General features: G+C 73.0%; 20 protein-coding genes. 7 read left to right on the forward strand and 13 right to left on the reverse strand.

Translation table 11 applies throughout. The features are described from left to right. Window positions 1-38: 38 nt before the first annotated feature. From ACFVQ0_RS08390 to ACFVQ0_RS08415, 6 genes are read right to left on the reverse strand one after another with little or no spacing between them, the layout of a single operon-like run. A complete protein-coding gene (locus tag ACFVQ0_RS08390; RefSeq protein ID WP_390085879.1) occupies window positions 39-1,289 on the reverse strand; it encodes a cytochrome P450 in 1,251 nt (416 codons plus the stop codon). Next, window positions 1,286-2,539 carry a cytochrome P450 gene (locus ACFVQ0_RS08395; RefSeq protein ID WP_390085880.1) on the reverse strand — a complete coding sequence of 418 codons (1,254 nt, stop codon included), beginning with the start codon at window positions 2,537-2,539 and terminating at the stop codon, window positions 1,286-1,288. Before ACFVQ0_RS08395 ends, ACFVQ0_RS08390 begins: the two co-directional genes overlap by 4 nt. Beyond that, window positions 2,536-3,174 carry an ATP/GTP-binding protein gene (locus tag ACFVQ0_RS08400; RefSeq protein WP_390085882.1) on the reverse strand — a complete coding sequence of 213 codons (639 nt, stop codon included), beginning with the start codon at window positions 3,172-3,174 and terminating at the stop codon, window positions 2,536-2,538. Before ACFVQ0_RS08400 ends, ACFVQ0_RS08395 begins: the two co-directional genes overlap by 4 nt. Then, window positions 3,155-3,520, reverse strand: coding sequence for a DUF742 domain-containing protein (locus ACFVQ0_RS08405; protein ID WP_390085883.1), 366 nt, complete (start codon window positions 3,518-3,520; stop codon window positions 3,155-3,157). The genes ACFVQ0_RS08400 and ACFVQ0_RS08405 overlap by 20 nt, the downstream gene beginning before the upstream one ends. Next, complete coding sequence (locus ACFVQ0_RS08410; protein ID WP_390085885.1) at window positions 3,517-3,963, reverse strand: roadblock/LC7 domain-containing protein; 447 nt, start codon at window positions 3,961-3,963, stop codon at window positions 3,517-3,519. Before ACFVQ0_RS08410 ends, ACFVQ0_RS08405 begins: the two co-directional genes overlap by 4 nt. After that, window positions 3,960-5,582, reverse strand: coding sequence for an ATP-binding protein (locus ACFVQ0_RS08415; RefSeq protein ID WP_390085886.1), 1,623 nt, complete (start codon window positions 5,580-5,582; stop codon window positions 3,960-3,962). The genes ACFVQ0_RS08410 and ACFVQ0_RS08415 overlap by 4 nt, the downstream gene beginning before the upstream one ends. A gap of 265 nt (window positions 5,583-5,847) precedes the next feature. On the opposite strand from ACFVQ0_RS08415, the gene ACFVQ0_RS08420 reads away from it, so the two are divergent. Then, window positions 5,848-8,730 (forward strand): FAD-binding and (Fe-S)-binding domain-containing protein, encoded by a 2,883-nt coding sequence (locus tag ACFVQ0_RS08420; protein ID WP_390085888.1) that lies wholly within the window; start codon window positions 5,848-5,850, stop codon window positions 8,728-8,730. On the opposite strand, the gene ACFVQ0_RS08425 is transcribed toward ACFVQ0_RS08420, so the two are convergent. The 3 genes from ACFVQ0_RS08425 to ACFVQ0_RS08435 form a co-directional block, all read right to left on the reverse strand. After that, window positions 8,727-9,131 (reverse strand): type II toxin-antitoxin system VapC family toxin, encoded by a 405-nt coding sequence (locus ACFVQ0_RS08425; protein ID WP_390085890.1) that lies wholly within the window; start codon window positions 9,129-9,131, stop codon window positions 8,727-8,729. The two genes, ACFVQ0_RS08420 and ACFVQ0_RS08425, sit on opposite strands and share 4 nt — an antisense overlap. Further along, on the reverse strand, window positions 9,128-9,409 hold the full coding sequence (locus ACFVQ0_RS08430) for a type II toxin-antitoxin system prevent-host-death family antitoxin (protein ID WP_326737906.1): 282 nt from the start codon (window positions 9,407-9,409) through the stop codon (window positions 9,128-9,130). The genes ACFVQ0_RS08425 and ACFVQ0_RS08430 overlap by 4 nt, the downstream gene beginning before the upstream one ends. Before the next feature lie 89 nt (window positions 9,410-9,498). Continuing rightward, the gene (locus ACFVQ0_RS08435) at window positions 9,499-10,410 is read right to left on the reverse strand and encodes a LysR family transcriptional regulator (protein WP_390085892.1); all 912 of its coding nucleotides are present in this window, start codon (window positions 10,408-10,410) and stop codon (window positions 9,499-9,501) included. A gap of 163 nt (window positions 10,411-10,573) precedes the next feature. Between ACFVQ0_RS08435 and ACFVQ0_RS08440 the strand changes: the two genes are divergently transcribed. Beyond that, window positions 10,574-11,557 (forward strand): DMT family transporter, encoded by a 984-nt coding sequence (locus ACFVQ0_RS08440; protein ID WP_390085894.1) that lies wholly within the window; start codon window positions 10,574-10,576, stop codon window positions 11,555-11,557. Between the two features lie 52 nt (window positions 11,558-11,609). Here the strand turns inward: ACFVQ0_RS08440 and ACFVQ0_RS08445 are convergent, their stop codons facing one another. Further along, complete coding sequence (locus tag ACFVQ0_RS08445) at window positions 11,610-11,948, reverse strand: winged helix-turn-helix transcriptional regulator (RefSeq protein ID WP_390085896.1); 339 nt, start codon at window positions 11,946-11,948, stop codon at window positions 11,610-11,612. A 128-nt stretch (window positions 11,949-12,076) separates the two neighbouring features. Here ACFVQ0_RS08445 and ACFVQ0_RS08450 point away from each other — a divergent pair, with 128 nt between their 5' ends. Both ACFVQ0_RS08450 and ACFVQ0_RS08455 read left to right on the forward strand, forming a co-directional pair. After that, window positions 12,077-12,850, forward strand: a complete 774-nt coding sequence (locus ACFVQ0_RS08450; protein WP_390085897.1) for an SDR family oxidoreductase — start codon at window positions 12,077-12,079, stop codon at window positions 12,848-12,850. A 339-nt stretch (window positions 12,851-13,189) separates the two neighbouring features. Next, entirely contained in the window at window positions 13,190-14,119 is a 930-nt protein-coding gene (locus ACFVQ0_RS08455; RefSeq protein WP_390085898.1) for an alpha/beta fold hydrolase, read from the forward strand. A 22-nt stretch (window positions 14,120-14,141) separates the two neighbouring features. Here ACFVQ0_RS08455 and ACFVQ0_RS08460 read toward each other — a convergent pair whose 3' ends face one another. The 3 genes from ACFVQ0_RS08460 to ACFVQ0_RS08470 all read right to left on the reverse strand — a co-directional run bounded on the left by ACFVQ0_RS08460 (window position 14,142) and on the right by ACFVQ0_RS08470 (window position 16,638). After that, window positions 14,142-14,807 carry a response regulator gene (locus ACFVQ0_RS08460; RefSeq protein WP_390085900.1) on the reverse strand — a complete coding sequence of 222 codons (666 nt, stop codon included), beginning with the start codon at window positions 14,805-14,807 and terminating at the stop codon, window positions 14,142-14,144. Continuing rightward, the gene (locus ACFVQ0_RS08465; RefSeq protein WP_390087713.1) at window positions 14,804-15,910 is read right to left on the reverse strand and encodes a sensor histidine kinase; all 1,107 of its coding nucleotides are present in this window, start codon (window positions 15,908-15,910) and stop codon (window positions 14,804-14,806) included. Before ACFVQ0_RS08465 ends, ACFVQ0_RS08460 begins: the two co-directional genes overlap by 4 nt. 164 nt (window positions 15,911-16,074) lie before the next feature. Further along, window positions 16,075-16,638, reverse strand: coding sequence for a hypothetical protein (locus ACFVQ0_RS08470; protein ID WP_390085902.1), 564 nt, complete (start codon window positions 16,636-16,638; stop codon window positions 16,075-16,077). Between the two features lie 186 nt (window positions 16,639-16,824). Between ACFVQ0_RS08470 and ACFVQ0_RS08475 the strand changes: the two genes are divergently transcribed. The 3 genes from ACFVQ0_RS08475 to ACFVQ0_RS08485 are packed head-to-tail and all read left to right on the forward strand — an operon-like array spanning window position 16,825 to window position 20,944. Then, window positions 16,825-17,625: a TIGR03084 family metal-binding protein gene (locus ACFVQ0_RS08475; protein WP_390085904.1), complete on the forward strand. Its 801-nt coding sequence runs from the start codon at window positions 16,825-16,827 to the stop codon at window positions 17,623-17,625. Further along, a complete protein-coding gene (locus tag ACFVQ0_RS08480; RefSeq protein WP_390085905.1) occupies window positions 17,622-19,349 on the forward strand; it encodes an acyclic terpene utilization AtuA family protein in 1,728 nt (575 codons plus the stop codon). Before ACFVQ0_RS08475 ends, ACFVQ0_RS08480 begins: the two co-directional genes overlap by 4 nt. Then, complete coding sequence (locus ACFVQ0_RS08485; protein ID WP_390085907.1) at window positions 19,346-20,944, forward strand: acyl-CoA carboxylase subunit beta; 1,599 nt, start codon at window positions 19,346-19,348, stop codon at window positions 20,942-20,944. The genes ACFVQ0_RS08480 and ACFVQ0_RS08485 overlap by 4 nt, the downstream gene beginning before the upstream one ends. Window positions 20,945-20,949: the final 5 nt, after the last annotated feature.

Genomic DNA, 20,949 nt, shown 5'->3' on the forward strand with positions numbered 1-20,949 from the left:
TACGTGATCGGCGTTGACCGCTCTGCCTCAACTCCTGTTCACCGCAGGGTGACCGGGAGCGAGACAAGGTCATTCTGGGTGACGATCGGCTTGTTGCGCAGCTCGTTTACCGGGACGGCGAGGGCCAGTTCCGGGAACCGCTCGTACAGCGCGGGCAGGGCGACGGCCGCCTCCAGCCGGGAGAGCGCGGCGCCGGGGCAGACGTGCGGGCCGTGGCCGAAGGAGATGTGGCGGTTGGGGGAGCGGGTGACGTCGAACTCCGTCGCCGTCGGCCCCCACTGCTTCTCGTCGCGGCTGAGGGCGGCGAACGAGATCATGATGCCCTCGCCCTTCGGCAGGACCCGGTCACCGACCTCGATGTCCTCGGTGGCGAACCGGATCAGGACGTGCGAGGTGGGCGCCGACCAGCGCAGCGTCTCCTCGATCACCCCGTCCCAGCTCACTTCGCCCGCGAGCACCGCGCGGCGCTGCTCGGGGTGGCTCTGGAGGGCGACGACGGCGTTCACGATGAGGCTGATCGTCGTCTCGTGCCCGGCGGCGATGATCACCTTCAGGGTGTTGAGGATCTCCTCGTCGGTGAGGTGGTCGCCGTCCTCGGAGGCGACGAGCAGCGCGCCGGTCAGGTCGTCGGCCGGGGACGCCTTCTTCTCGTCGAGGATCCGGGAGAACAGGGTGTGGATGTCCGCCATCATCTGCGGCACCTCTGCGGGCGGCGTCATGTTGGAGAAGAACTTGTCGAACAGTTCCTTCATCCGGGGCAGATCGGCGGAGTCGACGCCCATCAGCTCGCTGATGACGTTCATCGGCAGCGGGTAGGCGAACTCGGCCTTCAGATCGACCGTCTCGCCCGAGGGGCGCTCCTCCAGCCGGTCCAGCAGCACCTTCGTGCGCGCCTCGATGCCGTCCCGCAGCCGCTCCACCCGCCGTACGGTGAGCGCCTGGGCGACCAGCCCGCGCAGCCTGCGGTGCTCGGCGCCGTCCGCCGTCAGCATGGTGCGGCCGGGGTTGACCAGGCCGATCAGCGGCCAGTCCAGCGGGATCTCGCCGCGCTGCCAGGCCCCCCAGACGTTGATGTCCTTGACCAGGCGGCTGTCGGTGAGCAGCGCCTTGGCCTCCGCGTGGTGGGTGACCGTGTAGACGCGGACCCCGCCGGGCAGCTCCACCCGGGCGAGCGGGCCCGCCGCGTGCAGCCGGGCGCTCTCGCCGTCCAGGTCGTTGACGAACGGGTCCAGGACGATGGGCTCCCGCTCGTCCTCGCTGCCCGGCGCTTCGGTCGTCGTCGCGGTCATCTCTGGCCTCCAAGGGCGGGGGTGGGCGTGAAGCGTGCCGGCAGGTCGGTCAGTCCGCGCAGCCAGGGGGAGGGGCGCCGGGTCAGCCGGTCCCCGGGGACCGCGAGGTCGACGTCGGGCAGCCGGTCGAGGATGACCTCGATCGCCGTGCGGGCGATGACCTCGGCGGTCTCCTGGGCGGGGAACGGGCAGCGGTGGTCGCCGTGGCTGAAGGAGAAGAAGGCGTTGTTGCCGCCGGTGAGCGTGGATCCGTCGGTGCGGACCTGGGGGTCGGCGTTCGCCCCGGCCAGGCTGAGGACCAGCAGGTCGCCGGCCTTGATGTGGCGGCCGCCGAGGTGGGTGTCGCGGCTGGCCCAGCGGCCGGCGATGTTCTGGCTGGGGGTGTCCTCCCAGAGGACTTCGTTCATCGCCTCGCCCACGCTGTGCCGGCCGCCGGAGAGCGAGGCGGCGAAGCGGTCGTCGGTGAGCATGAGGCGCAGCGAGTTGCCGATCCAGTCGGCGGTGGGCTGGTGTCCGGCCGCCATCATGACCATGAGGTCGCGGGAGACGTCCTCGTCGGTGAAGCCGCGGGTGTTGGCGAGCATCCGGGAGACGACGTCGTCGCCGGGGGTGGCCTTCCGCTCCGCCACCAGTTCGTACACCGACGCGGCGATGTGCCGCTGGCCCGCCAGCGCGGTCGCCCCGCCGTTGATCATGTCGTTCATCGCGGTGACGAGGGCGGGGCCCTTCTCGTCGGAGAAGCCGAAGAGCTTCGCCAGGACCCGTACGGGCATCAGCATCGCGTAGTCCGCGATGAGGTCCGCAGTGCCGGCCGAGCAGAACGAGTCGATGAGCTCGTCCGCGAACTCGGCGGTGCTCTCCTTGAGTTCGAACGGGTTCACCGCCTCCAGCGCGTCACTGATGACGGCGGAGCGGCTGCTGTGGCGTTCACCGACGGTGTAGAGGATGGACGGCTGGTCCCGGCTGATCATCGGCATCAGGGGCCAGGTGTCGGGGATGGCCGGCCACTGGTTCCACAGCTTCGAGTCGCGGCTGAAGAGCACGGGGTCCCCGGTGAGCTGGTGCAGCTCGCGGTAGCCGAGGACGAGCCAGGCGGGGATGTCGCCGGGCAGCACGATCGGGGCGACCGGCCCGTGGTCGCGCCGCATCTCCCGGTAGAGCCGGGCGGGTTCGTCCTGGAACCGGCCGCCGTACAGGTGCACGGCCTCCGGTCCGGTGCCGGTGGCTGCCGCGTGGGGGCACTGGGTCACGGGGCGGACTCCGGGGTCAGGGCGGCGAGGGTCTGGCCGCCGCCCGCCGCGCGGGCGGTGGACATCGCGTGCAGGTGCTCCACCAGCGTGATCAGTACGTACTTGCTGGAGGACCGGTCGCGCGCGTCGCACTCCACGAGCGGTACGTCGTCCGAGAGGGCGAGCGCCTCGCGGATCTGCTGCTCGGTGTGGAGCGGTCCGCCGAAGTCGTTGCACGCCACGATGAACGGTGTGCCGTGGTGCTCCAGCCGGTCGATGGCGTACCAGGAGTCGGCGAGGCGCCGGGTGTCGACGAGTACGACGGCACCGAGCGTCCCGGAGAACAGCCGGTCCCACAGGAACCAGAAGCGCTCCTGGCCGGGCGCGCCGAACAGGTACAGCACCGAGCGTTCGTCGAGCGTGATCCGGCCGAAGTCGAAGGCGACGGTGGTGGACGTCTTGGAGTGAACGCCGTCGAGGTGGTCGACGGCCTCGCCCGCGCGGGTCATCGTCTCCTCCGTGTTGAGCGGACGGATCTCGCTCACGGATCGGACCATGGTGGTCTTGCCGACGCCGAAGCCGCCGACGACGACTATTTTCAGTCCGTTGTCGGCCGTGGCCCGAAGGGCGGCACGGTCAGAGGTTGCGGAGTCCAACGAGCACCTGTTCCAGGATGTCGGGGTCGGGGAGCCGGTCCGCGACGCGTGCGGTACGAGGGTGACGGGCGCTGATCCGGCCGGTGTCCAGCAGATCGCACAGCAGGATGCGCACGATGCTGACGGGCAGGTCGAGGCTCGCGGCGATCTCGACGACCGCGGTGGGCCGTTCGCACATGCGCAGGATCGCGACGTGCTCCGACTGCATACCGGGGGCCGGTTCGCATTCCGAGACGACGAGTGTCACCAGGTCGAAGATGTCCGAGTCGGAGCGGCTGCGGCCACCGGTGAGGGTGTACAGCCGGTCCGGGTCGTCGTCCCTGCCCGGACGCGGGCGGGGCGTCATACGGCCGCGTTCTCTTGGGCCCCGGCGGCCCCGGGCGGCCCGGAGGGTTCGCGCGGCGGGGCCACGAGGTGCTCGCCGAGCTGCTCGACGAGCTCGCTCATGTTGTGCCCGACGAGGCCGACGTCGGCGTCCTCGGAGGCGATGACGGCGAGGTGCGCGCCCGCGCCCGCCTCCACGATGAACAGCACGCCGCCGTAGAACTCGGCCATCGCGGACCGTACGCCGCCGGTGCCGTCGCCGAACTCGATGGACGCGCCGTGCGACAGGCTCTGGATGCCGGCCGAGATCGCGGCCAGCTGGTCGGCCTGGTCGACGGAGAGCTCGGGGGTGCGGCACAGCTTGAGGCCGTCCCTGGACAGCACGAGGGCGTGGCGGGTGCCGGGGGTGCGCTCAAGGAGCCCCTCCAGTAGCCAGTTGAGCTTCTCGTCCGTGGTCGCGGTCATCGGGTGTTGCCTTCCGGGTGCGGGGAGTTGGGCCGTACGGCCTGGCGGAAGCTGCTGAAGCGGGCTGCCTGGGCCTTGGGGTCGGACGTACGGGGCCGGGAGCCCGCCCCGTCGGTTGCGTCGCCGTCGCCGTCGCCGCTGCCGTCGGTGCCGGTGCCGGTGCCGGTGCCGGTGTCGGCGGAGGCCTTGGCGCGGGACTCGGCGGCGGCGAGGGTGCGGCCCCGGGAGCGCTTGGGCAGCCCGCTCTCCCCGAACCGGGGGAGGCCGCCAGTGGTGTCCGACGCGGCGTCGGAGGAGGAGGAGGAAGCGGAGTTCGGCAGGGAGTCGGAGCGCAGGAACGCCAGGGTGCGGGAGTTGTCCGGTGCTTCGGCATCGGTGGCCCCGGAGTCCGTGGCCCCGGCATCCGTGGCCTCGGCGGTGCGGCCCGCTCCGGTCGGCTCGTCGGCCACGGGGGCGTGGACCGGCTCGGGCTCACTCGGCGCGGCGGCTTCGGGGGCCGGCGCGGGGGCCGGTGCGGCGGCCGGTGCCGGGGTCCTGGTGATGACCTCCTGCGGGAGCATCATCAGCGCGCCCGTGCCACCGCGCGCCGACGGCCGGAAGGAGACCGTCAGCCCGTGCTTGCGGGCCAGCCGCCCGACGACGGCGAGGCCGAGCCGGGTGCCGGAGAGGCCGGTCAGGTCCTGGCTCTCCGCGGAGACGGCGCGCTCGGCGCGGCGCAGCTGCACATCGCTCATGACCAGGCCGCTGTCCTCGACGGTCAGCACGATGCCGGCCGGCACCTCCTCCACGTACACATGGACCTCGGCCGTGGGGGGTGAGAAGTTCGCGGCGTTGTCGAGGAGTTCGGCCAGGGCGTGCATGATGCCCTCCGCCGCGTGCCCGGCGACGGCGACATCGCTGGTGGAGTGCAGGCGGATCCGCTGGTAGCCGCTGATCCGGCCCATCGCTCCGCGCAGGATCGACTCCATGACGATGGGCTTGGCCCAACGGCGTCCGGAGCGCGCACCGGTCAGCACGGCGATGGAGTCGGCCAGCCGGCCCGCCTGGGCGGTGCGGTGGTCCAGGTGGAGCAGGTCGCCCAGTACGTCCTCCGAGGCGTGCCGGTGCTCCATCTCGCGCAGGTCGGCGAGCATGCTCGTGGCGAGTGCCTGCATCCGGCCGGCGGCGTTGGCGCAGGAGGCCACGGCGGCGGCGCGCTCGGTCTCGCTGCGCGAGGCGCGGGCCTTGAGCGCGGCGTTCTGCGCGGTGAGCCGCTCGACATCGGCCGCGGCCTGCTCGGTGACCCGGGCGACCTCCGCGGCCGCCGCCGACTTCACCTTCGCCGTCTCGGCGGTGAACCGCTGGGCCTCCTGGGCGGAGGCGGAGACCAGCCGGGAGGTCTCCGCGCCGAACCGGCGGGTCTCGGCCGCGTTCTCCTCCCGCAGCCGCCGCGCCGAGGCACGGGCGTGGACGGCGGTGGCGACAGCGGCGGACAGCAGCACGGCCGCGGCACCGGCCCCCCAAGCCACAGCGGTCCTGGCCGAGTCGGGGGCGGCGAGGACCGCCCAGAGACACAGGGACCCGGTGATGACGACCGTGGCCAGCAGGGCAATTGCGGTCGGCCTGGTTGAGGGGCGCAAGCGGAGTCCTTGGGGGCGGACGGTGACGGACGGGACGGTTCGGGCAAGTCGGTTAGGCGGTAGGTAAGTGAGACAACTGGAACAGAAGATTCCCAGACAAGTCTCAGTCACTATATGAGAATTGACGATCTGTTTGGGAAGAACTTGTGGTGCTCTCTGTTGCGTATGTGTTCGCTTGCCCGTCAAATTCCTAGGTATTGACGCATTCGACGGAAACGCGAGGAGGCGGGCGCGCACCGGCCCGGACCGGCGGCATCCTGGCCGGATGGCACCTCGTGAGGCAACAACCGGCCCCGACCGCACCGGACCCCACCGCACCGCCCCCGACTCGACCGCGCTCGCCGGGGCGCTGCGCTCCGCGGTGCGCGGTGAGGTCGCGTTCGACGCCGCCGCGCGGGCCCTGACGACGATGGACGCGTCCAACTACCGCCGGGTGCCGCTCGGGGTCGTCGCACCGCGCGACGCCGAGGACATCGCCGCCGCGCTCGCCGTCTGCCGTGCGCACGGGGTGCCCGTCGTGCCGCGCGGTGGCGGTACGTCCATCGCCGGGCAGGCCACCGGGACCGGGGTCGTCCTGGACCTCACGCGCCACCTGCGCTCGGTCGTCGAGCTGGATCCCGGCTCCCGTACGGCGGTGGTCCAGCCGGGCGTCGTCCTGGACGAGCTGCGGGCCGCCGCCGCCCCGCACGGGCTCACCTTCGGCCCGGACCCGTCCACGCACAGCCGCTGCACGATCGGCGGCATGATCGGCAACAACTCCTGCGGCTCGCACTCGGTCGCCTGGGGCACCACGGCCGACAACGTCCACGCGCTGACCGTCGCCCGCTACGGCGGCGACACCCTGCGGCTGGAGCCCGGCGCGACCGGACCCGCCGGGGTGCCGGAGCTGGTCGCCGCCCACCTCGCGCCGCTGCGCACCGGATTCCCCGAACTCCCGCGCCGCATCTCCGGATACGCCCTGGACGCGCTGCTGCCCGAGCGCGGACCGGACCCCGCTCGCGCGTTCTGCGGCAGTGAGGGCACGCTCGGTGTCGTCACGGAGGCGACGGTGCGGCTGGTCGAGGCCCCGGCGGTCCGCGCGCTCGCCGTACTGGGGTACGCGGACGAGTCCGCCGCCGCGGAGGCCGCCCCCGGCCTCCTCCCGTACCACCCGCTGACCGTCGAGGGCATGGCCGCCGACCTCGTACGCGAACCGGCCGGGCTGCCGCGCGGGGCCGCCTGGCTCTTCGTCGAGACGGGCGGCGCGACCCCCGCAGAGGCGCGGGCGCACGCGGAGCGGATCGCGCGGGCGGCGTCCGCGGAGGCGGTGGACACCGCCGTCGTCACGGACCCGGCCGGGCAGCGGGCGCTGTGGCGGATCAGGGAGGACGCGTCGGGCACCGCGACCCGGATGCCCGACGGCAGCGAGGCCTGGCCGGGATGGGAGGACTGCGCGGTGCCGCCCGCCCGGCTCGGCCCCTACCTGCGCGACTTCCGCGCCCTGCTCGCCGAACACGGACTGCACGGCACCCCGTACGGGCACTTCGGCGACGGCTGCGTCCACGTGCGGATCGACTTCGACCTGCTGAGCGGCGACGGCGTGGCCCGCTTCCGCCGCTTCTCCGAGGAGCTCGCCTCACTCGTCGTCGCCCACGGCGGATCGCTCTCCGGTGAACACGGCGACGGGCAGGCCCGCGCCGAACTCCTGCCGAAGATGTACGGGGACGAACTGGTCGGCCTCTTCGCCCGGTTCAAGGACCTCTGGGACCCGGACGGCGGCATGAACCCGGGCATCCTCGCCCGCCCGGCCCGCCTCGACGAGAACCTCCGCTTCGACGTGCTGCCGCGCGGACCCGTCGACGTCGCCTTCGGCTACCCGCACGACGGCGGCGACTTCTCGGCAGCGGTGCGCAGGTGCGTCGGCGTCGCCAAATGCCGTACGAAGGAAGCCGCGGGCCCGGCCGTGATGTGCCCGTCCTTCCGCGCGACCGGCGAGGAGGCCCACTCGACCAGGGGCCGGGCCCGGCTGCTGCACGAGATGCTGGCCGGTCCGGCGGGCGGGGTCATCACGGACGGCTGGCGCTCGACAGAGGTACGCGACGCGCTCGACCTGTGCCTGTCCTGCAAGGGCTGCCGCAGCGACTGCCCGGTGGGCGTGGACATGGCCACGTACAAGGCGGAGTTCCTGCACCACCACTACCGGCACCGGCTGCGCCCCGCCTCCCACTACGCGCTGGGACGGCTCCCGCGATGGCTGCGCCTCGCGGCCCCGTTCGCGGGCGCCCTGAACGCCCTGGCCCGGGTGCGCCCTCTCGCCGCGCTCGCCAAGCGGCTGGCGGGCATCGCACCGGAGCGGGGGATTCCGGTCCTGGCCCGGGAGACGTTCACGCGGTGGCTGAACCGGCGCTGGGGCAGGGGGACGTTCATCCTCTCCAACGACCAGGTGGCCACGGTCTGGCCCGACACCTTCACCGAGTACCTCTCGCCCGAGGTGGGCCGGGCGGCGGTGAAGGTCGTGGAGGCGGCGACGGGCCGCCGGGTCCTGGCACCGGGGCCGGGCGTGTGCTGCGGCCTCACGTACGTCTCCACGGGCCAGCTGGACCGGGCCCGCAAGGTGATGCGCCGCACCCTGGACCGGCTGGCCGGCACCCATGACTCCCCGGTGATCGTCCTCGAACCGAGCTGCGCGGCCACCCTGCGCACGGACCTTCCCGAGCTGCTGCCGGACGACCCGCGCGCCGCCGAACTGGCCGCCTCCGTCCACACCCTGGCCGAGTACCTGGAGAAGTACGCCCCCGACTGGCGGCCCCCGCGCCTGGACCGCCCGGTCACCGGCCAGACCCACTGCCACCAGCACGCGGTCCTCGGCGACGGTCCGGACCGCCGGCTCCGCGAACGGGCGGGCCTCACCGGCGAACTCACCGGCGGCTGCTGCGGACTGGCCGGCAACTTCGGCTTCGAACGCGGCCACTGGGACGTGTCCGTGGCCTGCGCGCAGGACGCGCTGCTGCCGGCGGTACGGGAGGCGCCGCCGGGCGCGGAGGTGCTGGCGGACGGGTTCTCGTGCCGGACGCAGCTGGCCCAGCTGGGCGGGGTGCGGGGGCGGCACCTGGCGGAGGTGCTGGCGGAGGGGCTGGACCCGGGGGCTCCGGCCCCGGACGCCTGCTAAGCGGGCGCGTGCACCGGGAGACCGAAGTCGGCTGCGGCCTTGGCCAGTTCACTGTCGTATGTGACGAAGGCGGTCAGCCCCACCCGGAAGGGGTCGGCGGTCGCCAGATGGAGGGAGTCCGAGGTGCCCAGCTCGGGGGTCTGATAGGCGGTCGCGCGCGCCAGGACGGTGCTGGTGAGATCGATCAGGTAGACGCCACGGACGGCCTGGGCCACGAAGTACGCGATGCGCTGGGGGTCGACCCCGGCCCGGTGCAGCGTGCGGGTGATCTCCAGCCGGGCCAGGTCGCTCGTGAGGAGCTCGGTCCCCTCCGGCAGCGCCGCACGCCAGGCGCGCAGGGCCTCGGATTCCTTCTCCGGCTTGATGAATTTCAGAAGCGCGCAGGAGTCGAGGTAGATCAACGCCGACGCTCCTCATCGCGCTCCGACAGCAGGAGACCGGAGAGGCTCGGCAGATCCGGTGCCAGTTCGGGCGCCAGGTCCGGCATGCCCTGCTCGGCGGGCGGAGTGGCGTCGCCGGACTCGATCATGCGACGGAGCGGGTCGGGTGTCTCGGCCTCGGGCACCATGCGCAGAACGGGAACACCGCGGTCGGTGACGAGTATGGGCACGCCCGAGCGCACCAGCGCCACGGCCTTGGACGGGTTCTGGTTGAGCTCACGCAACCCGATCGTTTCCATGCTCCGAATGTAGCTACATAATGTAGGTACGGCAATCGCGAGAGGGGTCGGTCACCCAGCCGGGTGCGCGTAGCGCGGTGGGCATGCCCTCACCGGCCGGTGTCCCGCCCCACGATCTCCCGGGCCAGCGACGCGAGATCGGCCAGCGCCGGATGGCCGGGTGCGTCGCGGCGGGCGAGGAGCACCGGGACGGTCGGCGCGTCGGTGAGCGGGCGGTAGGTGACCCCGGCGTGCGGGTGCATGGTCGCCGTCGAGGCGGCCGACACCCCGGTGCCGCGCCCCGCCGCGATGGCGGTCAGCCAGTCGTCGGTGTTGGCGACCGTGAGGGTGGCGGCGGGGCGGGCGCCCGGCGGCCACAGGTCGGGGGTGGTGGTGCCGGAGACGGTGTTCAGGACGACGGTGCCGGTCGCCAGATCGGCCAGCCGGAGGGTGGCGCGGCCGGCGAGGGGGCCGTCGGCCGCCACGGCGGCCACCCGCTCCTCCACGTACAGCACCTCCGTGACGAGACCGGGTGTCTCGACCGGGCCGCGCAGCAGGGCCGCGTCGACCTCGCCCCGGGCCAGTCCGGCGGTGCGGTCGTCGATGCGGCGCAGTTCCAGCGGGGTCTGCGGATATCGCTCCTGCCAGCCACGGAGCAGCGGTGTGGTGTAGCGGCCGAACGCGGACCAAGCGTGCCCGAGCCGCAGCGGCCGGCCGCGCAGTCCCTCCGGGTCGAGCGCCGCGTCGAAGGCGGCCACGGCGGCGGCCGCCTTGTCGCGGAAGGCGACGCCTTCGGGGGTGAGGGCCAGGTGGTGGGTGGAGCGGTCGACGAGCCGGATGCCGAGGTGCCGTTCAAGGGCGGCCAGGGTGCGGGAGACGGCGGGCTGGGTGAGCCTGAGCCGGGCGGCGGCCCGGGTCACGCTGGATTCGTCGGCCACGGCGAGGAACGCGCGCAGATGGCGGACTTCGACACCGCGTCCGGCGCTCCGGTCCGCACCGTCCGCGCCCTGTCCTGTACTCATGCGCCGGGAGCATAACGGGAGACCAGTCGGCATTTCACGCGCCACGCGGAGGTGCCTACGGTAAGGGGATGGGCTGCACGAGGTGAGTGCAGTATCTTCAATTGGGCAGTGCAGCATATTGCACTTGCCTCGCGTACCGTGATCCAAGGAAGTCAGGCCACAGGTGAACGACCAGGGCACCGCCGCAGAATCGGCCGCCGCAGTCTCCGTACCGGAGGCGGTCACCGCCCTCGGTGAGCCGGGCGGCCCGGCCCCCGCCGGAGGGCGCGGAGCCGCGCTCGCCCCGGTCGCGCTGGTGGTCGCGGGCGGCCTCTCCGTGCAGTTCGGCGCGGCGGTCGCGGTCCTGCTGATGCCGAAGGCCGGCGCCCTCGGAGTCGTCACGCTGCGCCTCGCCGCCGCCGCGCTCGTCATGCTCGTCGTCTGCCGTCCCAAGCTGCGCGGCCACTCGCGGGCCGACTGGGGCACGGTGCTCACCTTCGGCGTCGCGATGGGCGCCATGAACACGCTCTTCTACCAGGCCGCCGACCGCATCCCGCTCGGCGCGGCCGTCACCCTGGAGGTGCTCGGCCCGCTCGCCCTGTCGGTGTTCGCCTCGCGCCGCCTGGTCAACGTGGTCTGGGCGGCCCTCGCCCTGGGCGGTGTCCTGCTGCTCAGCGGCGGCGGCTTCGACCGGCTCGACCCGGTGGGCGCCGCGTACGCGCTCGGCGCGGGGGCGATGTGGGCGACGTACATCATCTTCAGCGCCCGCACCGGCCGCCGCTTCCCGCAGGCCGACGGACTGGCCATGGCCATGGTGGTGGCCGCCCTGCTCTCGCTCCCGCTCGGCATCATGGAGTCCGGCTCGAAGCTCCTGGTGCCCAGCACGCTCGGGCTGGGCGCGGCCGTCGCGGTGCTCAGCTCCGTCCTCCCGTACACCCTCGAACTCATGGCGCTGCGCAGGCTGCCCGCCCCCACCTTCGCGATCCTGATGAGCCTGGAACCCGCCATCGCGGCCACGGCCGGTTTCCTCATCCTCGACCAGGCGCTCTCCACCACGGACGCCCTGGCCATCGCCTTGGTCATCGGGGCGAGCATGGGCGCGGTGCGCAGCCAGGTGGGGGGCCGGCGGAAGCCGGGCGGCGGGCGGCCTCCCGCCCGGGAGTCCTGAGCGCTGCCGGGAGTTCTCGGGGCTCGCTCCACCTGGGCGCGACCGGGGCCGGTCAGGTCTCGCGGCGTGCCGTGATGTCCGCCGCGTTGGCACGGATCCAGCGCAGCAGCGGGTCCAGCGCGGCCGCCGCTCCGCGGCCCAGCTCGGTGACCGAATACGTCACGGACGGCGGCTGTCCCGTGCCGACCCGACGGTGCACCAGGCCGTCCTGCTGGAGTGAGCGGAGGGTGGCCGCGAGGCTCTTGTCGCTGATACCCGCGACCACCGTGCGCAGCTCGTGATAGCGGAGCGGTTCGGCCAGCAGTGCCGTGAGGATCAGCATCGTCCACCGGCCGGCGAGGTGCCCCAGCACCTCGCGCGCCGGGCAGTCCTTGTGGAACACGTCACCCATCACGTCTCTCCCGGGCTCCTGGACTGCGCGCTCACCGTCGGGTGAGCACCGCACCACGTGGTGAGCGCCTTCCGCCGCATCTGCGCTCTCCTTAGGTTAGCGACCTGCTCAAGACCTGGGGAGGAAGCATGAAACCGACCACACTCGTCACCGGCGCCGCGCGCGGCCTGGGGGCGGCCATCGCTCGGCAGCTCGGAACGCGCGGTCACCACGTGATCGTCAACTACCGGACCGGTGAAGCCGACGCGGCCGAAACCGTGCGTGCCATCGAGGCTGCGGGCGGCAGCGCGTCAAGCGCCGGGGCCGACGTCACCGACCCGGCCGCCGTCGACGAACTGGTCAGCGGGATTCTCGCCGCCCACGGGCGGATCGACACTGTAGTCGCGGCCGCCAACACCGCTCCGCCGCCCTTCGCCGCGCTGACGGACCTGTCCTGGGCGGACTTCGCGGCCAAGGTGACCGGCGAGCTGGCCGGTGCCTTCCACATCACCAAGCGCGTCCTCGTGCCGATGAGGGCGCGGGGCGCGGGCCGGATCATCTACATCGGCAGCACCGCGGCGGACTACGTCGGCGAAGGCCGACTCGCGCACGGCACCGCGAAATCCGCCCTGGCCACCTTCGCCCGGCACATCGCCGCGGAGAGCGCGCGCGACGGCGTCAGCGTGCTCGTCGTCGCCCCCGGGGCAGTCAGGACGCCCGCCACCGCAGAAGTCCTGACCGGCGAGCGCGGCGCCCTCCTCTCCCGCGAGTCCGTGCTGGGCCGGATGCTGGAGCCGGACGACGTCGCCGCCGCGGTGGCACTGGCCGCCGACCCCGTACTCGCCGTGGCCACCGGTACGACGCTGCGGGTCGACGGCGGCTGGTCGGTCCTCGTCGGCGGCCCGGCCGGCAGGCCTGCCTGAGCCACCCGCCCGAGCACTCCGCCGGCCACGAGCCGGGCAGGGGGTCGCGAGGCTCTGGACGGCGCCGGCACCACGGCGAAGACGGCCGAGGCGGCGTCCCGGGGGCAGTAGAAAGGGCAGCCCCACCTCCTCTCGCGTGCGTACCCCGTGTGGCTCGCACGGGGTACGGAGCTGCCGGACAGCGCGTCGAGTGATCGTCTTCGGGGGTTATCCCCCGCGTGCTCACTGGCTTCAACGCCACCGCCGACAGGCATGTCAGGCGGATTCTTCGGCCTGCCGCGTTTCCGAATGATTGGACCCACAAGCAGCCCCGCACCTCAAGTCCCCGAAGGATCAGCCATGTCGCGCCTTTCCCCGAAGCACCGGTCCGCTTACCGCGCTCTGTCGGCCCTCGCCCTGCTGACCCTGACCGCCGGGGCCGTCACCGCCTGCGGCGCGAGCGACCCGGCCCCCAAGGACCCCGCCCCCGAGCACTCCGCCTCGCCGGCGGCCGACCGGGCGGGTGCGTCCAAGCTGCGCATGATCACCAACGACGGTCACCGCGTGGCCTTCCACGTCACGCCGGGCAACGGCCGCACGATCGTCCTGGACTCGGGCGGCGGCGAGGACTCCTCGTACTGGAACGCCCTCGTCCCCAGGCTCCACGCGGACACCGGCGCCACCGTCATCACGTACGACCGGGCCGGTCTCGGCAGGAGCGAGGTCGTGCCGGGGCCGTGGAAGGTGGAGAGCGCGGTCGGCGACCTCAAGGCGGGGCTGGAGCAACTGGGCGTCACCCGGAACGTGACCCTGGTGTCCCACTCCCAGGCCGGGGAGATCGCGAACTACTTCGCCGAGGAGAACCCGAGGATGCTCTCGGGCGCCGTCCTGGTCGACGCGAATCTGCCCCCGCTCTTCACGGACGAGGAGATCGCCCGTCTCGTGGCGGCGAGCCGGCCGCAGGTCGACGCCGCGAAGAAGAACCCCGACGACCCCCGGAACCGCCAGCTCCTGTCCACCGCGGAGAACTACGTCCCGACGCACCGGGCCTTCCACAAGGTCGTCTGGCCGGACGCGGTGCCCGCCACCGTCATCGTCTCGGAGAAGACCCCGCTCGAAGCGTCCCCGGTGGACGCCCAGCGCTGGCGCGACGCCGCCGCCACGTTCGCGAAGAGCGGGCCCGGCCGGACGCTCGTCACCGCGGAGGGCAGTTCCCACGACGTCCCCAAGGACCGCCCCGACCTGGTGCTCAAGGAGATCGAAGGCATGGTCGCCGCACCGGCGAGCTGACCGGCGAAGCCGGGCCGGGTCGTCAGGCCAGGCCCGCTCCGATCGCGCGGCGCACCGCGTCGGCGCGGTCCTTGATGTCCGCCTTGGCGAACAGGTTGTTGATGTGCGTCTTCACCGTCGCCTCGCTGATGAAGAGCTTCTCCGCGATCGCCCGGTTCGGCAGGCCCTGGCCGATGAGGGTGAGGACCTCGCGTTCGCGGGGCGTGATGTCGGCGGGCAGTGTCCGCCCCGGTGCCGTGGGTCTGGTGCGGACGGTGGCGAGGAGGCGGTCCTGGACCTCGCGGTCGAGCACGGACTGGCCCGCCGCGGCGGCGCGGATCGCGCGGGTGATGTCCTGGCGCCCCGCGTTCTTGGTGAGGTAGCCGCGGGCCCCCGCGCTCAGCGCGGCCAGGATCGAGTCGTCGTCGGCGAAGGTGGTCAGGACGACGACGGCCACGTCCGGGTGCTCGTCGGTGAGCCGCCGGGTCGTCTCGGTGCCGTCCATGACGGGCATCCGCAGGTCCATGAGGACCACGTCCACCGGTCCCGCGGCGACCGCGGCGAGCACCTCGGTACCGTCGGCGGCGGCCGCGACGACCTCGATGTCCTCTGCCAGGCCGAGGACGGCGGCCAGGGGCTCGCGCACGGCGGCCTGGTCGTCGGCGACGACCACCCGCAACGGCTGGGTGCCCTGTGTCGGTTCGGTCATTCCGGAATCACTGCCTCCACCTGCCAGCCGCCTGCGGCCGGTCCTTCGGTGACCGGCCCCGCGGTGATCGTTCCGCCCAGCAGGGCGACCCTCTCCCGCATGCCGATCAGTCCCATCCCGCTGCCGACGCCCACGCGCACCGCACGGGTCGCCGGACTGTTGCGGACCTTCAGTGTCGTCGACGCGGCGTCGAACGTCAGCTCCACGCGGACCTCGCCGCCGGGTGCGTGCCGCGCGGCGTTGGTCAGCGACTCCTGGGCGATCCGCAGCAGGTTCTGGGTGATCCGGGACGGCACGTCGCGGACGGTCCCGTTGACGGTGAGGGCATCGCGGTGGCCGGAGGAGTCGATCAGCGCGGTCAGGCTCCCGACCAGGGGCAGGGCGTCCTCGCGGAGCGCGTGCACGGTCCACTGGGCCTGTTCCAGGCTCTGCCTGACCAGGCTGTGCGCCTTCCGGTTCGCCTCCCGGACCTTCTCCAGGTCGCCCGCCTCGATCAGCGCGTCCGCGAGCTCCAGCTGCATGTTGATGCCGGCCAGCGAGTGGGCGAGGACGTCGTGCACGTCGCGGGCGATCCGTCCGCGCTCGGTCAGGACGGCGGCCTGGGCCTCGGCGCGGGCGGCCCGCTCGGACGATTCGGCGGCGTCGATCACCGCCCAGACGGCGCGCTGGCGGCTGCGGTTGACGATGCCCATCACGACCGGGGCGCCGGTGGTCAGCCCGAGGGCCCAGGGCAGCAGGTGGTGGCCGGGGCCGAGGTGGAAGTACAGGACGCCGCCGCACAGCAGGCTGCTCAGCGCCGCGAGGCTGACGGCCTGTTTCACCGGCAGCCGGAATCCGGCGTGGCCCACCAGGAAGTACGCGAAGAGGTAGCTCGAACCGCTGCGGCTGACGCCGATCAGGGCGGCCGCGGCGGCGATGGCGAGGGTCAGCCAGATCAGGGACGCGCGGGGCGGGACCTTGGTCTCCGGCAGATGCCGGGCCACCAGCGCGAGGGAGTTGACCACGAGGAGCACGGTGACCGCGAGACCCCGGCCGCTCAGCCCCAGCGGGCGGACCGTCGCGAAGGCGGTGGCGATGACGAACAGGGTCAGGACCCACTGCACACGGGGGTCCTGAACGGCGACGGGCCGGGGGCCGGGCCTCCCCTGCGGGGGGAGGCCCGGCCCGGGGGCGTTCTGCGCGGTGGGCCCGTTCCGGTCTTCGGGGGCGCTCGGTGCTTCGGGCACGGCGTGACCATAGCTCACGGCCGGGCCGTACGGTCGAGAGGTCACGGCCGGACCGAACGGTCGAGGGCGGGCGCGGGAGCGGAAGCGGGCCGCTTCGCCGTACCGGCGGCACCGGTCCGGTCGACCATCCGGCTCCGGACGAAGATCGTGGCGAGCCGCGTGATGACCTCGGTGAGCGCCATCAGGACGAAGGCGGCGACCCAGGCCTGATCCGTGGTGATGTGGTGGGCGATGCTGAACCGCGCCACGTCGTCCGCGCCCCCGCCGTGCGAGACCCAGATCTGGAAGCCCATGCGGGCGCCCATGCCGAGCACCCACAGAACCGCGGAGATCACGCCGGCCTTGATCAGGAGGTGCTCGCCCACGGCCCGGATCCGGGTGTAGACGCCGCCGGCGATGCCGAGGGCCGCGCCGACGGCCATCAGCGCGCCGATCAGCACCAGGTCGTTGCCCGCCGTGGGCACGCTGTGGAGGTACGAGTGCGCCACGAAGGCCACGATCCCCAGCGGGATCAGGAAGGTCTTGAGGTCCAGCCGGCCTTCCCGCAGCTGCCGGAAGACGACCAGGACGAGGGCGATGTCGGTGATCCAGTCGGTGGTTGTCATGCCCTCAAGACTGCTGCCGCACGGTCTCTCGCACCTGGACCCATGGGTGGAACGAGAGGTGGAGATCGGTGCCGCCCCGGACCGGGTGACGACCCGATCCGGAGAAACCATGCAAGCACGCTTGATTGTTTTCTGTCCCGCTGGCAGGCTCCGGGGCACACCGCCACGCCCCGAGGGGAGCGCACCGTGTCCGATGCCTCAGCCGTGCTCGACGATCTGCGCAGCGAGAGCGAGGAACTCGACCTGCTGGTAGCCGGGTTGAGCGCCCCGCAGTGGGCGGGCGCGACGCCCGCCGCAGGGTGGACCGTCGCCCACCAGGTGGCCCATCTGAGCTGGACCGACGAGGTGGCGCTGCTCTCCGTCACCGAACCGGAGCAGTTCGGGGAGGAGGTCGCGAAGGCGGCGCGGGATCCGGAGGGCTTCGTCGACGAGGCCGCCGCCGAGGTGGTGGCGGCGTACGCGCCGCCCGCCCTGCTGACCCACTGGCGCGACGGGCGGCAGCGGCTCCAGGAGGCCCTGCGCTCGGCCCCCGCCGGGACCCGTTTCCCCTGGTACGGGCCGCCGATGAGCGTCGCCTCCATGGCGACAGGCCGCCTCATGGAGACCTGGGCGCACGGTCAGGACGTGGCCGACGCGCTCGGCGTCACCCGCACCCCCACCGCCCGGCTGCGGCACGTGGCGCGGATCGGGGTACGGGCGCGGGACTACGCCTTCCTGGTACGGGGCATCCCGGCACCCGGTGAGGAGTTCCGGGTGGAACTGGAAGGGCCCGGAGGCGAGTTGATCGCGTACGGGCCGGAGGACGCCGGCCAGCGGGTCACCGGGCCGCTGCACGACTTCTGCCTGCTCGTCACCCAGCGCGCCCACCGCGACGACCTCGCCGTACGGGCCGAGGGACCCGACGCGGAGGTGTGGCTGGGCATCGCGCAGGCCTTCGCCGGGCCCGCCGGTCCTGGACGCGCCCCGCAGCGCGGGAGCGGCGCATGACCTCGGGGACGGACGCGTACCCCTCGCCGCTGCGGATCGGCAACGCCTCCGGGTTCTACGGCGACCGCTTCGACGCCGTGCGCGAGATGCTCACCGGCGGCCCCCTCGACGTCCTCACCGGCGACTATCTCGCCGAGCTGACCATGCTCATCCTCGGCCGCGGCCGGCTCAAGGACCCCTCGCGCGGCTACGCCACCACCTTCCTGCGCCAGCTGGAGGAGGGCCTCGGGCTCGCCCACGAGCGCGGAGTACGGATCGTCGCCAACGCGGGCGGCCTCAACCCGGCCGGACTGGCGGACGCAGTAAGGGAGTTGGCCGACAAGGTGGGCGTCCCGGTGCGCGTCGCCCACGTCGAGGGCGACAGCCTCCCCGTGCCCGACGGGTATCTCACCGCCAACGCCTACCTCGGCGGCGCGGGCATCGCCGCCTGTCTGCGGGCCGGTGCCGACGTCGTCGTCACCGGGCGGGTCACCGACGCGGCGCTCGTCACCGGCCCCGCCGCCGCCCACTTCGGCTGGGGGCCGGACGACCACGACGCGCTCGCCGGGGCGGTCGTCGCCGGGCACGTGCTGGAGTGCGGCACCCAGGCGACCGGCGGGAACTACTCCTTCTTCCGCGACCACGACATCCGCCGCCCCGGCTTCCCCATAGCCGAGATACACGCCGACGGCACCTCCGTCATCACCAAGCACGACGGCACCGGCGGCGTCGTCGACCTCGGCACCGTCACCGCCCAACTGCTGTACGAGACCGGCGGCGCCCGGTACGCGGGGCCCGACGTCACCGCCCGGCTCGACACCGTACGGCTGTCCACCGACGGCCCCGACCGGGTCAGGATCTCCGGGGTGCGGGGCGAGGCCCCGCCGCCCACCCTCAAGGCCGGGCTGACCCGGCTCGGCGGCTGGCGCAACGAGGTCGTCTTCGTCCTCACCGGTCTCGATATCGAGGCCAAGGAACGGCTCGTCCGGGACCAGATCGCGGACGCGTTCGCCCGCGCCGGAAAGCAGCCGGCCGAGGTGCGCTGGGAGCCGGCCCGCACCGACCGGGCCGACGCCGCGACCGAGGAGACGGCGAGCGCCCTGCTCAGGCTCGTCGTCCGCGACCAGGATCCGGACGCCGTCGGGCGGGCCCTGTCCGGCGCCGCGATCGAGCTGGCCCTCGGCAGCTACCCCGGCTTCCACGTCACCGCCCCGCCCGGAAAGGGCGCGCCCTACGGGGTGTTCGAGGCCCGGTACGTACCGGCCGGGGAGGTCACGCACCTCGCGGTGCTGCCCGACGGGCGGCGCGAGGCGCAGGAACCGCCCGCTTGGACGCTCGCCCTCGCGGAAACCGAACAGCCGCCGCTGCCGCAGCCGTTGGACGCGGGGCCCACCCGCAGCGCGCCGCTCGGGCTCCTCGCGGGCGCCCGCAGCGGCGACAAGGGCGGGGACGCGAACGTGGGGGTGTGGGTGCGGAGCGAGGCGGCATGGCGGTGGCTGGCCCACGAGCTGACCGTCGAGCGCTTCCGGGAACTCCTCCCGGAGACCGCACCGCTCACCGTCGTACGCCATGTCCTGCCGAACCTGCGCGCCCTGAACTTCACCGTCCACGGGCTGCTCGGTGAGGGCGTCGCCGCCCAGCACCGGTTCGACCCGCAGGCCAAGGCGCTGGGGGAGTGGCTCCGCTCCCGTCACTTGGAGATACCCGTGGCCCTGCTGGAGAGCGCACCGGAGGTGCACGCATGACCGTCCTGCCCACCGGGCTCGACACCGCGAGCCCCGAATACGCCGCGAACCGGGCGGCGATGCTCGACAAGCTCACCGAACTCGACGCCGCGCACGCCAAGGCGCTGGAGGGCGGCGGCGAGAAGTACGTCGAGCGGCACCGCTCGCGCGGCAAGCTGCTGGCCCGCGAGCGCATCGAACTTCTCGTGGACCGGGACACCCCGTTCCTGGAGCTGTCGCCGCTCGCCGCCTGGGGCAGCGATTACACGGTCGGCGCCTCGCTCGTCACGGGGATCGGCGTGGTCGAGGGCGTCGAGTGCCTGATCACCGCCAACGACCCGACCGTACGCGGCGGCGCCTCCAACCCCTGGACCCTGAAGAAGGCCCTGCGCGCCAACGAGATCGCCTTCGCCAACCGGCTGCCCGTCATCAGCCTGGTCGAGTCGGGCGGGGCCGACCTCCCCTCCCAGAAGGAGATCTTCATCCCCGGCGGGGCGCTCTTCCGCGACCTCACCCGGCTCTCCGCCGCCGGTATCCCGACCGTGGCGGTCGTCTTCGGGAACTCCACGGCGGGCGGGGCGTACGTCCCCGGGATGTCCGACCACACCGTGATGATCAAGGAGCGGTCCAAGGTCTTCCTCGGCGGCCCGCCGCTGGTGAAGATGGCGACCGGCGAGGAGAGCGACGACGAATCGCTCGGCGGCGCCGAGATGCACGCCCGCACCTCCGGTCTCGCCGACCACTTCGCCGCCGACGAGCAGGACGCGCTGCGCCAGGCCCGCCGGATCGTCGCCCGCCTCAACTGGCGCAAGGCGCACGCGGATCCGGGCCCGGCGGAGCCTCCCAAGTACGACGAGGACGAGCTGATCGGCATCGTCCCCGGCGACCTGAAGGTGCCCTTCGACCCGCGCGAGGTCATCGCCCGGCTGGTCGACGGCTCGGACTTCGACGCGTTCAAACCGCTCTACGGGACCAGCCTGGTCACCGGCTGGGCCCGGCTGCACGGCTACCCCGTCGGCATCCTCGCCAACGCGCAGGGCGTGCTGTTCAGCGAGGAGTCGCAGAAGGCGGCGCAGTTCATCCAGCTCGCGAACCAGCGCGACATCCCGCTCCTCTTCCTGCACAACACCACCGGCTACATGGTCGGCAAGGAGTACGAACAGGGCGGCATCATCAAGCACGGCGCGATGATGATCAACGCGGTGTCCAACTCGAAGGTCCCGCACCTGTCCGTCCTGATGGGCGCCTCCTACGGCGCCGGGCACTACGGCATGTGCGGCAGGGCGTACGACCCGCGCTTCCTCTTCGCCTGGCCGGGCAGCAAGTCCGCCGTCATGGGCCCGCAGCAGCTGGCCGGGGTGCTCTCCATCGTCGCCCGCGCCTCCGCCGCCGCGAAGGGGCGTCCGTACGACGACGAGGCGGACGCCGGGCTGCGCGCCATGGTGGAGCAGCAGATCGAGTCCGAGTCGCTGCCGATGTTCCTGTCCGGGCGGCTGTACGACGACGGGGTCATCGACCCGCGCGACACCAGGACCGTCCTCGGGATGTGCCTGTCCGCCATCCACACCGCACCGGTCGAGGGCGCCCGCGGCGGCTTCGGCGTCTTCCGGATGTGAGAGGA

It is taken from the genome of Streptomyces sp. NPDC057900, from assembly GCF_042887885.1.
Classification (GTDB): Bacteria; Actinomycetota; Actinomycetes; order Streptomycetales; family Streptomycetaceae; genus Streptomyces.